The sequence below is a fragment of the Neoroseomonas terrae genome (assembly GCF_018129025.1).
Classification (GTDB): domain Bacteria; phylum Pseudomonadota; class Alphaproteobacteria; order Acetobacterales; family Acetobacteraceae; genus Neoroseomonas; species Neoroseomonas terrae.
The window spans coordinates 181,840-195,760 of the sequence record NZ_JAAEDI010000002.1 but is presented as its reverse complement, the minus strand read 5'-3'; the positions used below and the strand labels follow the sequence as shown (position 1 = coordinate 195,760).

Sequence of the window (13,921 nt, the reverse complement as noted above, 5' to 3'; positions counted from 1 at the left end):
GTCGCTCCGGGCCGAACTCCGCCCGCGCGGCGCGAGGAAGGCGATGCCGTCCATCACCGGCATGTTCCAATCGAGCAGCACGCCGTCCGGCAGCGATTCGCGACAGGCGTCGAGCGCCTCCTGCCCATCCTTCGCCTCCCGGACCGTGAACCCCAGGCCCTCCACGATGCGGCGCGCCGCCTTGCGCACCACAAGGCTGTCGTCCACCACCAGGCAGCTCCGCTGCGTCATCGCCGCCCCTCCTCAGCCGATCGCCAGCACGCGCGCGACGTCGAGCACGATGACGAGGTGCCCTTCCCGCCGCTGCACGCCGCGCGACACCTCCCGCCACAGCACGTCGAGCGTCGGCGGGTTGGTGGTCAGCCCGCCGGCGGGCAGCGGCACCACCTCCCCCACCTGGTCGACGAGCAGGGCGTAGAGTTCGCCCGACTGCTCGACGACGACGCTCATCGCCGGCGCCGCCGCGGCCTCGCGCGGCGGCAGGCCGAGCCGCTGTCGCAGGTCGAGCGCGGTGACAATCCGCCCACGCAGGTTCAGGCTGCCCGCGACCTCCCCAGGCGCGAGGGGAATCCGCGTGATGGCGTGCGCACCCAGCACGTCGCGCACGGCGAGCACCGGCACCGCGCAGGCCTGCTCCGCGACGGTCAGCGTCAGGAAGACGTCCGCCTCCCCAGCTCCCGCGGCAATCACGGGCGGCGGCGCAGCGGACGTTGCGACGGCACTTTGCATCCCGGTCATCCTTTCAGGCCGCTAGCGGCGCCGAGAGACAGTCGGCGAGCGACTGCAACAGCGCCTCGCGATCGTATTTCGCGACGTAGTCGGTGAAGCCGGCCTCCCGCCCGCGCGCGACATCGGCAGGCTCAGCGCGGGAGGACAGCGCGATCAGCGGCGCCTCGGACCATGTGCCCCCGGCGCGCAGCGCCTGCGCGAAGGCGATGCCGTCCATGTCGGGCATCTCGATGTCGGAGACGATGGCGTCGAAGGGCACGCCTTCCTCGCGCAGCCGCAGCGCGGCGACCGGACCGTCCACCGCTGTCACCTCGTACCCGCCGGCCGAGAGTGCCGGCACGACGAGATGGCGGAAGAAGGCACTGTCCTCGACCAGCAGCAGGCGTGGCCGGACAGCATCCCGCCGCGCGGCCACGCCGCCGCGGAACCAGTCGTCACCGGCCCGCGCGAGCCAGTAGGCTGTGTCGATCACCTCCGTGACCCGCCCGGCGATCACCGCGCTGCCGATGAAGCCGGGCCGGCCCGTACCGGGCTGAATCTCGAGCGCCTCATCCAGCACGTCGAGGATCTCCTCGACCGCGAGGCCCATGGCGCGGTCGTTCTCGGTGAAGACGAGCACCGGCTGCCGCGCCTCGCCGTCCGGCGCGACCCAACCAGCCGAGACCGGTACGATCGGCATCAGCGCGCCGCGGTACTGCACCACCGGCGTCAGGCCGGACATCTCGATGCGGTCCCCGGGAATGTCCTCCAGCCGCGCCACGAGACCGAGCGGCACCGCCTTCGGCCCCCCGTCACCGGCCCGGAACAGCAGCAACGCGGTCTGCGCGTTCGATCGCATGCCGATCGCCGCTGGCGCCCGCCGCTCCTCCTCCACCGCGGTATCGAGCCCGACGCCCGCCGCGCGCGCGATGCCATTCGGGTCGAGGATCATGATCACCGACCCGTCACCGAGGATGGTGTTGCCGCTGAACATGGTGATGTGGCGCAGGATGGGCGCGACCGGCTTCACCACGATCTCCTCGGTGTCGAAGACGCGGTCGAGGATGATGCCGAAGACCTGCCCGCCGACCTGCATCACCGCGACGAAGCCGGCATCCTCGGCGGCGGGCGGCAGGCGCAGCAGCCCGGCGAGCGACACCAGCGGCAGCAGGCGGTCGCGCAGCCGCAGCACGGGCGCGTCCTTGATGCGCTCGATGCGCGGTGCGCCGTCCTGCGCGGCACCCACGCGAACGAGCTCGACCACGCCGATCTGCGGCAGGGCGAAGCGCTCGCCGCCCGCCTCGACGATCAGCGCCGAGGCGATGGCGAGCGTCAGCGGGATCTTGATGGTGAAGGTCGTCCCGCGTCCCTCGCGCGACGTCAGCTCGACCGTGCCGCCGATCTTCTCGATGTTGGTCTTCACCACGTCCATGCCGACGCCGCGGCCCGACACGGCGGTGACCTGCTGCGCGGTGGAGAAGCCCGGCGCGAAGATGAAGCGCAGGATCTCCCGCTCGCTCATCTGCGCCAGATCGGCCTCCGTCGTCAGCCCGTTGCCGAGCGCCTTGGCGCGGATGCGGTCCACCGGCAGCCCGCGCCCGTCGTCGCCGACCTCGATGATGATGTGCCCGCCTTCATGATAGGCATTGAGGACGATCCGCCCGGTCTCCGGCTTGCCCGCCGCACGGCGGTCGGCCGGCGCTTCCAGCCCGTGGTCGCCGGAATTGCGCACCATGTGCGTCAGCGGGTCGCGGATCAGTTCCAGCACCTGCCGGTCGAGTTCCGTCTGCGCGCCGCGCATGTCGAGTTCGATCTTCTTGCCCAGTTCATGGGCGAGGTCGCGCACCAGCCGCGGCAGCTTGGCCCAGGCGTTGCCGATGGGCTGCATGCGCGTCTTCATCACCCCCTCCTGCAGGTCGGAGGTGATGTGCGACAGCCGCTGCAACGGGACCGCGAAGGCATCGGACTGATGCGCGCGGGCAAGCTGGAGCAGCTGGTTGCGCGTCAGCACAAGCTCGCTGACGAGGGTCATGAGGTTTTCCAGCACGTCGACGGAGACGCGGATCGTCTGCGGCGCCGCGCCGCCGGCCAAATCGGTTGTCGCCATTTCCGCGGACGGCGCCTCGACCGGCGCGGGATCGGGGCGTGCGACGTCGATGGCGCCCGCCTCGGTTGCCGGCGGTGAATCGAGCGCGTGCCGGATGTCGGCGGGCGGCGGCTCCACGGCCTGCCCTTCGGCGGCTGCGTCCAGCGCCCCGATAAGCGCGGCATCGTCGCCCGCCGGCTCCGTCCCGCTCGCCTCGATGCCCGCGACGATCGCCTTCACCCGGTCCAGCGCCGACAGGATCAGCGTGATGCCGCCCGCCGTTACCGCCAGCGTGCCGTCGCGATACCGGCCGAGCACGTTCTCCGCCGCATGCGCCACCGCCTCCAGCCGCGGCAGGCCGAGGAAGCCGCAGGTCCCCTTGATGGTGTGGACCAGGCGGAACACCTCGGACAGCGTCGGCTGGTCGTCCGGCGCGCGTTCCAGCCGCACCAGCGCAGAATCGAGGGCGACCAGCCCCTCATGCGTCTCGGTGAGGAAATCCGCCAATAGATCGTCCATCGCAGCCCTCGCACATCGAGGGCCGCAGACTCACCCGCCGCAGCCGAATATTCCGTAAAGCCGACCCCCAGGACATCCGGATCGCCGCCAGGCTGCCATCCGCGGGCGCGCAGCGCGACCCACGCTCAGGCCGTCCGCGGCCGCCGATTCGGCAGTGCATGGCGCGAAGGCGGGCCGGACGGACGGATCAGCCAACACTCACCATCAACGGCCCGATCTCCTGCCCGGGCGGCATGGCGATGGACAGCCGTACCCCGGCCGTGGCGGCGACCGTGCACAGCCAGACCACCGTCACCTCCCGCCCCATCGGATCGGGCGGCATCTCGCCGGCGAGTGCCCGCACCAGCGATGCCGGCCAGGCCGCGCGCTGCCCGTCGGGCCAGATCGCGAGTTCCTGCGCAGGGTCGCCGGCGAGCCGTACCAGGCCCCCGCGCGGCAGGGCCTCGCCGCCCATCAGCATCGCGGCCAGGACCACCGGCACGATCGGTTCGGCCAGGCGCTGCGCGGGGTCCAGCGTCCCAAGGTCGGCCTCAGCCCGGCCGCCAGCCAATTGGCCCTTCAGCAGTGCGACCGTGTCGCGCAGGGTGGCTTCCCCCTGCCCGCCCAGCATGGCGCGCCACAGCACCAGCCGGCACCGCAGCACCTCCGCGGCATCCTGGGCCAGAGTCGCCGCCTCCCCGCCCGCGCCGGGCATCATGTCGAGCGCATTGCCGATGGTGCCGACCACGCCCCCGAGGTCATGGCACAGGCGTAGCCCGACGATCCGCGCCAGGGCGATGTCGGCGGTCGGCGGGATGGTCATCGTCCGGGGGTCCCTTGCATCATGGCCGCGAACGGTATCCTCTGCGGTCCTTGACGCCACCTTAGCGCCGGACCCGTGAGCGCGACCATCGAACCAGGCATGCGTGTCCGCCTCCCGGCGCATCCCGAATGGGGAATCGGGCAGGTGCAGTCCGTGGCGGGCCATCGCATCACGGTCAACTTCGAGCATGCCGGCAAGGTCCTGATCAACGCCGCCGTGGTGGAACTCGTCATCGAGGAGGATGATCGGCGTTGAACAGCCTGTCCGAGGCCGCCTGGACGGTCTTCGCCGACTGGCGGCTGCTGGCCGCCGTCCTCGCGACCGCCGTGGCCGGGGTGATGCGCGGCTATTCCGGCTTCGGCACGGCCGTGATCCTCGCGCCGATCTACTCGCTGCTCTGGGGGCCGCGCGCCGGCGTCCCGGTCATGCTGCTCATGGAACTGCTGGTCTCGGTCCAGCTCCTGCCCTCCGCGCTGAAGGAGGCCGACCGGCGCGTGGTGCTGCCGCTGGGCGGCGCGGCGGCCATCGCCACGCCGATCGGCGCCTGGATCCTGTTCACCGTGGATGGGGAGGCGCTTCGGCGCTTCATCGGCGGCTTCGTGCTGGTCTTCGGCCTGCTGCTGATGTCCGGCTGGCGGTACCACGGCACCCGGCCCCTATCGCTCAACATCATGGTCGGCACGCTGGCGGGGTTGCTGAAGGGCTCGACAGGCATGAGCGGCCCGCCGGTCATCCTCTACCTGCTTGCAGGGCTCGAGGAAGCCAGGCGTCACCGGGCCAACCTGATCATGTTCTTCGCGACCATCGCGATCGTCTCGGTGATCGTGCCGATCCTCGGCGGGCTGGTCGATATTCCCGCGCTTCTGCGCCTCGCCGTGCTGCTGCCGGTCATGGCGCTGGCGGTGCCCATCGGGGCGCGGCTGTTCCTCGTGGTCCCGGATCGGCTCTACCGGCCCTTCGCCATGGCGGTGCTGCTGGTGGCGGGTGGCATGGCGCTGTTCGGATAAGTGGCGGAAGGGGCTTGCGGCGGCCCGCCGTCCGGCCCCAAATCCCGGCAATGCGCGATCGTGACCCAACTGCCGCCGCCGGCCTGGTCGATCCGTTCGGGCGCGCCATCACTTACCTGCGCGTTTCCGTGACGGACCGGTGCGACCTTCGCTGCGTCTACTGCATGGCGGAAGACATGACCTTCCTGCCCAAGAAGGACATCCTGACGCTCGAGGAACTGGACCGGCTCTGCGGCGCTTTCGTCGCCCTCGGCACGGACAAGATCCGGTTGACCGGCGGGGAGCCGCTGGTGCGCAAGGGTGTGATGACCCTTGTGCGCAGCCTGGGCGCGCGGATCGGCCCCGGCGGGCTGCGGGAACTGACCGTCACCACCAACGGCACCCAGCTCGCCAGGATGGCCGGCGACCTCCATGCCGCCGGCGTCCGGCGCGTCAACGTGTCCATGGATACGCTCGATCCGGCCGTCTTCGCCGCCGTCACCCGCTGGGGCAAGCTGGAACAGACGCTCGACGGCGTCTTCGCCGCCAAGGCGGCCGGCCTCGCCGTGAAGATCAACGCCGTCGCGCTGAAGGGCGTGAACGAGAATGAGTTCGACCGCATGGTCGCCTGGTGCGGCGAACACGGCTTCGATCTCTGCCTGATCGAAACCATGCCGATGGGTGACATCACCGGCGACCGCACCGACCAGTACCTGCCGCTGTCCCTCGTCCGGTCGCGCCTCCGCCAGACCTGGACGCTCGAGGATACCGACTACGCGACAGGCGGCCCCGCCCGCTACGTCACGGTCAAGGAAACCGGGCGGCGGATCGGCTTCATCACGCCGATGACCCATAATTTCTGCGAATCCTGCAACCGCGTGCGGCTCACCTGCACGGGCACGCTGTTCATGTGCCTCGGCCAGGACGATGCCGCCGAGTTCCGAGACCTGCTGCGCGACCCCGGCGTCGACGAGGCCGCCCTGGCCGATGCCATCCGCGACGCCATCACCCGGAAGCCCAAAGGCCATGACTTCGTGATCGACCGCCGCCACAAGCGCCCCGCCGTGGCGCGCCACATGTCCATGACGGGCGGCTGAGATGCTGCAGGGCCTCGTCGAGAAGCTGACCATCCCCGGCCTGCCCTCCTGGGTGGGCCTCGTGCTGCTGGCGGCGATCGCGGTATCGATCCTCGCTTTCCTCGCCATGCCCTTCGCCGTCTTCGGGGTGAAGTCGCGGCTGGAGGCGATCGAGGCCGAGCTGGCCGACCTGCGCATGGAAATCCGCGCCATGGCACTGCAGGCGACGGGCGGCCCCGCCGCGGCGCGCCCGCCCGTGGAAATGGACTACGTCCCCCCGCCCGCACATGGCGGCCGCCGGGCGCCGGAGATTCAGCCGCGCGTCGCGGCGCCGGTGCCGCCGCCACCCGCCCGGCCATCCCGCAGCGGCCGCGCGGAACCACGGCTGGATTGGCCGAGGACGGACCGGAGCGCGTGAGCGCGCCTCCAGCCAGAGATGTCCACTCCGAGCGCCCCGATGCCCCGGATCGGGTGACGGACGCTAAGCGCGACCGCGCCCAGGCCACGATGTCATGGCACGAAGCCGAGCGGCCCGGACGGGCGGCGCCCACCGTCTGAGGAACCAAGCACCGTGCGCGTCTCCGTCATCCAGATGAACCAGGGCAGCGACAAGGCTGCCAATCTCGACCAGGCCCGCCGCCTGATCGAGGCGGCGATCGACGCCGATCGCCCCGGACTCGTCACCCTGCCCGAGACCTGGACGAATCTCGGCGGCGGCCGCGAGAGCCGGCGTGCGGCGGCCGAGGTGCTGCCTGAGCCCGGCAAACAGGGCGGCGCCGCCTATGAGATGCTGCGCGGCCTCGCCCGCACCCACGGCATCACCGTCCATGGCGGCTCCATCATCGAGGATGGCGGCGAGAAGCTGTTCAACACGACGCTGGTCTTCGGCCCGGATGGCACCGAGATCGCCCGCTACCGAAAGATCCACCTGTTCGACATCACGGCGCCGGACGGCACGGGATACAAGGAAAGCGCGCTGTACGGCGGCGGTTCCGACCTGGCGTTCTTCGAGGCCGGCGGCATCCGCTTCGCCTGCACCATCTGCTACGACATCCGCTTCCCGGAACTGTACCTGACGCTGCGGCGCATGGGCGCCGAGGCCATCCTGGTCCCGTCCAACTTCACCCTGCAGACGGGCAAGGATCATTGGGAAGCGCTGCTGCGCGCCCGCGCGATCGACACGCAATGCTGGATGATCGCCGCCGCGTCCTACGGCACGTATGAGGAGCGTGGCGCGGCGCGCAGCGTCTACGGCCATTCGCTGATCACCGATCCCTGGGGACACGTGGTCGCGAAGTGCAGCGACGGCACCGGCTGGGCCACCGCCCGCATCGACCCGAAGCTGACGGCCCGCGTGCGCGCCGGCATGCCCCTCGAGGAACATCGCGATGCCGCCCGTGCCTGGCATACCCGGGCGGGGTCGTGAAGCTCGCCATCCTCGCCGCTCAGAACGAGGCTGCGCGCGTCGCGCAGGAGGCGCTGGCCGCGCGCTACGGCGCCGCGCCGCCCGACCAGGCCGATATTGTCGTCGCCCTCGGCGGCGATGGCTTCATGTTGGAAACGCTGCACCGCTTCCTCGGCCGTGGCACCCCAGTCTACGGCATGAATCGCGGCTCGGTCGGCTTTCTGATGAACGACTATGCCGAGGAGGATCTGCCGGCCCGGATCGCCGCCGCGCAGGCCTCCACGCTGCACCCGCTGCGCATGCGCGCCATCTCCAACGGCAGCGAACCGGTCGAAGCGCTGGCGATCAATGAGGTCTCCCTGCTGCGCGAAAGCCGCCAGGTGGCGAAGATCCGCATCCTGATCGACGGCCGCGAACGCCTGCCGGAGCTGATGTGCGACGGCGTCCTGGTCAGCACACCGGCGGGCAGCACGGCCTACAACCTGTCGGCCCACGGGCCGATCGTGCCGCTGAACGCGAACCTGCTGCCCCTGACGCCGATCTCGGCCTTCCGCCCGCGGCGCTGGCGCGGCGCGCTGCTGCCCTCCGACGTCGAGGTGGTCTTCGAGATCCTGGAACGCGACAAGCGGCCCGTTGCGGCGGTCGCGGACTACACGGAGGCGCGGGACGTGTCCCGTGTCGAGGTCCGGGAGGCACGGGACGTGTCGCTGACGCTGCTGTTCGACCCCGACCACGGGCTGTCGGAACGGATCATCGCGGAACAGTTCACCGTGTGAGGACGCGCGTGGCGCGCCGGAGAAGGGCGCTGCCCCTCCGTAACCCCCCCGTCCCCAAAGGCACCCGGGCCTTTGAAGGGCGATACGTTGAGCGGGCCGTGGCGGGCGCGGAACCGCGCTGCCGGTGCCCGTCCTGCTCAACGCGCCACCTGCCAAGCCGAGCACCGAACTGCGGTTCCGAAAGGCCCGCTGGCCGATCACAGTGCCGTGGCAACGTTGCAGGGCACCCGCCGCGGCGTCGGATCCGGCGGGAGGCAACCCACGCTTCCGGCGCGCCTTCCCCATCATGCTGACCCCGCCCGGCATCCCCGATCGCACCCTGATCTGGGGCACCGCGATCACGCAGTTCATCGGCTGGGGCACGCTCTACTTCTGCTTCCCGCTGCTGGTCGCACCAATGGAAGCCGAACTCGGCTGGTCGCGGGTGCTGATCAATGGCGCCCTCACCGGCGGTCTGCTCGTCGCCGGCCTGCTCGCCGTGCCGGCCGGGCGTTGGCTAGATACGCGCGGCGCGCGCGGCATGATGACCCTCGGCGCCCTCGCCGGCGCCCTGCTGCTGGTGGCCTGGAGCGTGGTCGATCACCCCGTCGCGTACGTCGTCGTGTGGCTGGCGATCGGCGTGGTGCATGCGACCGCCCTGTGGGGCCCCGCCATGGCGGTCGTGGTGGCGGAGGCGCGCGATCCGATGCGCATCATCACCGCCATCACCTTCATCACGGGCTTCACCGCGACGGTGTTCCTGCCGCTGACGGAACTGCTCGTGCAGGCCCTCGGCTGGCGCGGCGCGCTGCAGGCGCTGGCCGCGATGCAACTCGTCTCGGCCTGGCTGACCTGGCGCATGCTGCGGGACGCGCGGCCGCCCGCGGGGGACGCCCGCAGCGGCCCGCCGGCCGGCCTGATGCGACGGCTGCGGGATCCGGCCTTCCTTGGCCTGGCACTGTGCATCGCCGCCCACGCCTTCATCGCGACGGCCCTCGCCGCGCATCTCATCCCGCTGCTGCGCGAACGCGGCTGGCCGGAAGCGACGGTGCTGCTGATCGCCGCCGCCCAGGGCCCGGCACAGGTCGCCGCCCGCGCGCTGCTGTATGCCGCGCGGCAGGGGCTGACGATGCGCCGCGTCGGCGTGTTCGCGACGGCGCTCGTGCCGCTCGCCATGATCGCCCTGGCGCTCGGCGGCGCGAACATCGCCATGGCCGCATTGTTCATGCTGCTGTGGTCGGTCGGCGACGGGCTGATGGGCATCGTGCGCGCCGCGGGCACGGCGGACATCCTCGGGCGCGAGGATTACGGCGCGATCAGCGGAGCGCTGACGGCGGTGTCCACCCTGCCGCGCACCTCGGCGCCGCTGATCGTCGCCCTGGTCTGGGAGGGCGCCGGCAGCTACGGGCCGGTGCCGTGGCTGCTGGCAGCGGTGGGCGCGTTGTCGGTCGCGGGCTTCATCGTCGCGGCGCGCCGCTGATCAGCGCCCGCCCGCGGCGGCACCGATGCCGCCGCCGACATAGGCGCCCCGCGAACCATGGCCCTCGCACGCCGCCACCAGTACCAGGACGGCAAGCAGGGCAAGCGCCCGCGTCACGCCATGTCGTTCAGATGGCACGCGCTGCGCTGGCCGGGCGCCACAGTCTTCAGCTCCGGCTTCTCCACCTTGCACCGTTCCATCGCATGCGGGCAGCGAGGATGGAAATGGCATCCGGGCGGTGGGTTGAGCGGCGACGGGATCTCCCCCTTCACCACCGAGAACGCGCGCTTGCGGCTTTCGATGCGCGGCACAGAGGCGAGCAACGACTGTGTATAGGGATGGTTCGGACTGGCGAAGACCGTCTCGGACGACGCTTCCTCGACCACCCGGCCGAGATACATGATCACCACGCGGTCGGAGATGTGCTCCACCACGCCGAGATCGTGGCTGATGAACAGGTAGGTCAGGTCGAGTTCCGAGCGCAGCCGGATGAACAGGTTCAGGATCTGCGCCTGGATCGAGACGTCGAGCGCGGCGACGGCTTCGTCGCAGACGATGAAGTCCGGCTTCACCGCGAGCGCGCGGGCGATGCCGATGCGCTGCCGCTGCCCGCCCGAGAACTGGTGCGGGTAGCGCCGCTTGAAGGCGGGATCGAGTCCGGCCCGGCGCATCTGTTCGTCGACGTAGGCATCGAAGCCCGAGCGGCTGGTGATGCCGTGGACCAGCGGTGCCTCGCCGACGATGTCGACGACGCGCATGCGAGGATTCAGGGACGCATAGGGGTCCTGGAAAATCATCTGCGTGCGCAGCTTGAGTTCACGCGCCGCGGCGGAATCGCGGTCGAGCAGTTCCGTCCCATCGCGCAGGATGCTGCCGTCCGAGGGTGGCAGGATGCCAGCGACCATGCGGCCGAGGGTGGACTTGCCGCAGCCGGATTCGCCGACAAGGCCGACCACCTCACCCTTGCGGATCGTCAGATCGACATTGTCGACGGCGTGTACCGTTTCTTCGCGGACGCCGGCGCCAAGGCGCTTCGCCAGCCGCCCGGCGAAATCGAGCTTCTTCTCGAACCGGCGGGAAATGCCCCGCAGTTCCACCATCGGGGCGCCGTCACCCAGGGCGCGGCGCGCAGCGGCCATGCTCTCGCTCATGCCGCCTGCTCCGCCGCTTCGTTCATCGGTCGGAAGCAGCGTGCTTCGCGCCCGGGTGCGAGTTCGCGGATCTCGGGTTCGGCCATGCAGACCTCGGCGGCGCGCGGGCATCGGGTGCGGAAGGCGCAGCCCGGCGGCAGGTTGAGAAGCGAGGGGGTCATGCCCGGAATCTGGCGCAGCGGCTCGCCGCGCTTGTTGCGCGACGGCACGGAACCGATCAGGCCGAAGGTGTAGGGATGCAGCGGCGCGTCCAGTACGTCGGACACCGCGCCCTTCTCGACGATGCGGCCGGCATACATGACCGCCACCTCGTCGGCGAGGCCGGCGACGACGGACAGGTCATGGGTGATCCAGATCAGCGAGGTGCCGGTCGTCGTGGCGAGCTTCTGCACCTCCGCCAGAATCTGCCCCTGGATGGTGACGTCGAGCGCCGTGGTCGGCTCGTCCGCCACGATCAGATCCGGTTCGTGCAGCAGCGCGATGGCGATCGCCACGCGCTGGCGCATGCCGCCGGAGAACTGATGCGGGTACGACTTCAGCCGCTCATCCGGGGACGGTATGCCCACCATGCCGAGCGTGTCCCGCGCGCGCTGGCGGGCTTCCTCACGGCTGACCTTCTTATGGGCCAGCACGGTCTCGATCATCTGGGTGTCGACGCGCAGGACCGGATTCAGCGTCATCATCGGGTCCTGGAAGATCATCGCGACGCGGTTGCCGCGCAGGTCGCGCATCTCCGCCTCGGACATCTTCGTGAGATCCCGGCCCTGGAACAGGATCTCACCACCGACGATCCGCCCCGGCGGATCGACCAGGCCGAGCACGGAAAAGCCCGTGACCGTCTTGCCGGAGCCGGATTCCCCCACCAGGCCGAGGACCTTGCCCCGGCCGATGGAGAAGGAGACGTCGTCCACCGCCTTCACCACGCCGGCGCGGGTGAAGAAGTGGGTCCGGAGGTTGCGGACCTCGAGGGTCGGAGCGGCGGCGGGGCTGGCGGGTGTGCTGGCGACCGTCATGTCCTGCTTTACTTCTTCAGTCGGGGATTCAACACGTCGCGCAGCTGGTCGCCGACGAGGTTGATCGAGACGATGGTGATGAGCAGCGCGATGCCCGGGTAGAAGCTGATCCAGTACTTGCCGGAGAGCATGTACTCGTAGCCGTTGGCGATCAGCAGGCCGAGCGAGGGCTCGGTGATCGGCACGCCGAGGCCGAGGAAGGACAGGGTCGCTTCCAGCGCGATGGCGCGCGCCACCTGCATCGTCGCGATGACGATCAGCGGCGGCAGGCAGTTCGGCAGCAGGTGCCGGAACATGATGCGATGCGTCGGCAGGGCGAGGCACTGCGCCGCCTCGATGTACTCGCGCCGGCGTTCCACCAGCGCCGTGCCGCGCACGGTGCGTGCGTAGTACGCCCATTCCACGATGACGAGCGCGATGACGACGTTCATCACGCCCTTGCCCAGGAAGGCAAGGATCATCAGCGCGACGAGGATCGACGGGAAGGACAGCTGCAGGTCCACCAGGCGCATGATCGCGGAATCGGTCCGCCCGCCGGCATAGGCCGCGAGCAGCCCGAGCGACGCCCCGACCAGGCAGGCGATCAGCGCAGAGCCGGCACCGACAGTCAGCGAGATGCGGAGCCCGTACATGATGCCCGAGAGCATGTCGCGCCCCTGGTCATCCGTGCCGAGCCAGTAGGTGAAGCCCGCACCTCCCACAGTGCCCGGCTCCATCCGCCCGTCCATGATGTCGAGCTGAGCGAGGTCGTACGGGTTCTGCGGCGCGATCCAGGGTGCGAGGATCGCGATCAGGGCGATGATCGAGAAGACGATCAGCCCGAACATCGCCACTTTGGATTCGGCGAATTCGGACACGAAGCGCCGGAACGGCGTCTCCACCTTGTCCTTGCGCGGGGCAGCCGGGGTGGCAGCCCCGCCGATGGCGGCCTGGCTCATGCCTTGCTCTCCAGCCTGACGCGGGGATCGAGCATCGAATAGGTGAGGTCGACCACGAGGTTGATGGTGATGAACAGCAGCACGATGATCATCAGGTAGGCGACGATCACGGGCCGGTCGAGCACGTTGATGCTGTCGATGATCAGCTTGCCCATGCCCGGCCAGGCGAAGACGCTTTCCGTCACCACCGAGAAGGCGATGGTCGAACCGAGCTCAAGCCCGACGACAGTGACGACCGGGATCAGGATGTTCTTGAAGACGTGCACGAAGGTAACGCGGGACGGCGAAAGCCCCTTGGCCCGCGCGAACTTCACGTAGTCCATCAGCATCGTCTCGCGCACGCCCGCGCGGGTCAGGCGGATGACGAGGCTGATCTTGAACAGCGCGAGGTTCAGGGCCGGCATCGCCATGTGCGACAGGCCGTTCAGCGTCAGGAACGACCATTGCGTGCCGGAGCTGCACGAGGTCAGCCCGACGAAGCCAAGGACCGAGCATGTCTCCCCGCGGCCCGTGGAGGGTAGCCAGCCGAGCTGCACGGCGAACACCATGATCAGCATCAGCCCGACCCAGAAGGTCGGCAGCGAGAAGCCGAGGATCGACCCCGCCATGATCGTCTTGGACGCAGGCGAGTTCGGCCGCAGGCCCGCATACAGTCCCAGCGGCAGGCCGATGATGATCGACAGGAACATCGCGCCAAAGGCGAGTTCCAGCGTCGCCGGCATGCGCTGCAGGATCAGCTTCAGCGCCGGTTCGTTGAACACGAAGGACCGACCGAGATCGCCCTGCACCGCATTGGTCAGGAAGACCAGGTATTGCTGCCACAGCGGCAGGTCGAGGCCGAGCGCCCGCACGGCGCGCTCGCGCTCGATCTGGTCGGCATCCGGGCTGATCAGGATCTCGACGGGGTCGCCGATGGCATAGACCCCGACGAAGACGATCACCGACATCGCCAGGACGACGAACAGAGCCTGTATCAGGCGCCGCACAAGGTAAACGGTCATG

General features: G+C 69.9%; 14 protein-coding genes and 1 pseudogene. 7 read left to right on the top strand and 8 right to left on the bottom strand.

The features are described from left to right. Nucleotides 1–93: 93 nt before the first annotated feature. The 4 genes and pseudogenes from GXW78_RS28685 to GXW78_RS02320 form a co-directional block, all read right to left on the bottom strand. Nucleotides 94–231 (bottom strand): annotated as a pseudogene (locus tag GXW78_RS28685) (hypothetical protein); the annotation flags it as partial. A 12-nt stretch (nt 232–243) separates the two neighbouring features. Beyond that, a complete protein-coding gene (locus tag GXW78_RS02330) occupies nt 244–729 on the bottom strand; it encodes a chemotaxis protein CheW (protein ID WP_246521774.1) in 486 nt (161 codons plus the stop codon). 13 nt (nt 730–742) lie between these two features. Further along, entirely contained in the window at nt 743–3,313 is a 2,571-nt protein-coding gene (locus GXW78_RS02325) for a hybrid sensor histidine kinase/response regulator (RefSeq protein WP_211865699.1), read from the bottom strand. Nucleotides 3,314–3,500: 187 nt separating this feature from the next. Beyond that, nucleotides 3,501–4,115, bottom strand: coding sequence for a histidine phosphotransferase family protein (locus GXW78_RS02320; protein ID WP_211865697.1), 615 nt, complete (start codon nt 4,113–4,115; stop codon nt 3,501–3,503). 99 nt (nt 4,116–4,214) lie between these two features. Here GXW78_RS02320 and GXW78_RS02315 point away from each other — a divergent pair, with 99 nt between their 5' ends. The 7 genes from GXW78_RS02315 (at nt 4,215) to GXW78_RS02285 (ending at nt 9,817) form a co-directional block, all read left to right on the top strand. Next, nucleotides 4,215–4,370 carry a DUF3553 domain-containing protein gene (locus GXW78_RS02315; RefSeq protein WP_211865696.1) on the top strand — a complete coding sequence of 52 codons (156 nt, stop codon included), beginning with the start codon at nt 4,215–4,217 and terminating at the stop codon, nt 4,368–4,370. Then, nucleotides 4,367–5,122 carry a sulfite exporter TauE/SafE family protein gene (locus tag GXW78_RS02310; protein WP_211865694.1) on the top strand — a complete coding sequence of 252 codons (756 nt, stop codon included), beginning with the start codon at nt 4,367–4,369 and terminating at the stop codon, nt 5,120–5,122. The genes GXW78_RS02315 and GXW78_RS02310 overlap by 4 nt, the downstream gene beginning before the upstream one ends. A gap of 50 nt (nt 5,123–5,172) precedes the next feature. Beyond that, nucleotides 5,173–6,198, top strand: a complete 1,026-nt coding sequence (gene moaA, locus GXW78_RS02305; RefSeq protein ID WP_211865692.1) for a GTP 3',8-cyclase MoaA — start codon at nt 5,173–5,175, stop codon at nt 6,196–6,198. A 1-nt stretch (nt 6,199) separates the two neighbouring features. Beyond that, the gene (locus GXW78_RS02300; protein ID WP_211865690.1) at nt 6,200–6,595 is read left to right on the top strand and encodes a hypothetical protein; all 396 of its coding nucleotides are present in this window, start codon (nt 6,200–6,202) and stop codon (nt 6,593–6,595) included. A 153-nt stretch (nt 6,596–6,748) separates the two neighbouring features. Further along, nucleotides 6,749–7,603, top strand: a complete 855-nt coding sequence (locus GXW78_RS02295; protein ID WP_211865688.1) for a carbon-nitrogen hydrolase family protein — start codon at nt 6,749–6,751, stop codon at nt 7,601–7,603. Next, complete coding sequence (locus GXW78_RS02290; RefSeq protein ID WP_211865686.1) at nt 7,600–8,358, top strand: NAD kinase; 759 nt, start codon at nt 7,600–7,602, stop codon at nt 8,356–8,358. The genes GXW78_RS02295 and GXW78_RS02290 overlap by 4 nt, the downstream gene beginning before the upstream one ends. 286 nt (nt 8,359–8,644) lie before the next feature. After that, nucleotides 8,645–9,817 carry an MFS transporter gene (locus GXW78_RS02285; protein WP_211865684.1) on the top strand — a complete coding sequence of 391 codons (1,173 nt, stop codon included), beginning with the start codon at nt 8,645–8,647 and terminating at the stop codon, nt 9,815–9,817. Nucleotides 9,818–9,930: 113 nt separating this feature from the next. Here the strand turns inward: GXW78_RS02285 and GXW78_RS02280 are convergent, their stop codons facing one another. The 4 genes from GXW78_RS02280 to GXW78_RS02265 are packed head-to-tail and all read right to left on the bottom strand — an operon-like array spanning nt 9,931 to nt 13,920. Then, entirely contained in the window at nt 9,931–10,968 is a 1,038-nt protein-coding gene (locus GXW78_RS02280) for an ABC transporter ATP-binding protein (protein ID WP_211865682.1), read from the bottom strand. Further along, nucleotides 10,965–11,981 carry an ABC transporter ATP-binding protein gene (locus GXW78_RS02275; protein WP_211865680.1) on the bottom strand — a complete coding sequence of 339 codons (1,017 nt, stop codon included), beginning with the start codon at nt 11,979–11,981 and terminating at the stop codon, nt 10,965–10,967. Before GXW78_RS02275 ends, GXW78_RS02280 begins: the two co-directional genes overlap by 4 nt. 8 nt (nt 11,982–11,989) lie before the next feature. Beyond that, nucleotides 11,990–12,919, bottom strand: a complete 930-nt coding sequence (locus GXW78_RS02270; protein ID WP_211865678.1) for an ABC transporter permease — start codon at nt 12,917–12,919, stop codon at nt 11,990–11,992. Next, entirely contained in the window at nt 12,916–13,920 is a 1,005-nt protein-coding gene (locus GXW78_RS02265; protein WP_211865677.1) for an ABC transporter permease, read from the bottom strand. The genes GXW78_RS02270 and GXW78_RS02265 overlap by 4 nt, the downstream gene beginning before the upstream one ends. Between the last annotated feature and the right edge of the window lies 1 nt (nt 13,921).

Coding starts and splice junctions, on each gene's coding strand:
- GXW78_RS02300 (WP_211865690.1), top strand. CDS start 6,200: ATGCTGCAGGGCCTCGTCGAGAAGCTGACCATCCCCGGCCTGCCCTCC.
- GXW78_RS02265 (WP_211865677.1), bottom strand. CDS start 13,920: ATGACCGTTTACCTTGTGCGGCGCCTGATACAGGCTCTGTTCGTCGTC.
- GXW78_RS02275 (WP_211865680.1), bottom strand. CDS start 11,981: ATGACGGTCGCCAGCACACCCGCCAGCCCCGCCGCCGCTCCGACCCTC.
- GXW78_RS02330 (WP_246521774.1), bottom strand. CDS start 729: ATGCAAAGTGCCGTCGCAACGTCCGCTGCGCCGCCGCCCGTGATTGCC.
- moaA (WP_211865692.1), top strand. CDS start 5,173: ATGCGCGATCGTGACCCAACTGCCGCCGCCGGCCTGGTCGATCCGTTC.
- GXW78_RS02270 (WP_211865678.1), bottom strand. CDS start 12,919: ATGAGCCAGGCCGCCATCGGCGGGGCTGCCACCCCGGCTGCCCCGCGC.
- GXW78_RS02320 (WP_211865697.1), bottom strand. CDS start 4,115: ATGACCATCCCGCCGACCGCCGACATCGCCCTGGCGCGGATCGTCGGG.
- GXW78_RS02285 (WP_211865684.1), top strand. CDS start 8,645: ATGCTGACCCCGCCCGGCATCCCCGATCGCACCCTGATCTGGGGCACC.
- GXW78_RS02315 (WP_211865696.1), top strand. CDS start 4,215: ATGCGTGTCCGCCTCCCGGCGCATCCCGAATGGGGAATCGGGCAGGTG.
- GXW78_RS02280 (WP_211865682.1), bottom strand. CDS start 10,968: ATGAGCGAGAGCATGGCCGCTGCGCGCCGCGCCCTGGGTGACGGCGCC.
- GXW78_RS02325 (WP_211865699.1), bottom strand. CDS start 3,313: ATGGACGATCTATTGGCGGATTTCCTCACCGAGACGCATGAGGGGCTG.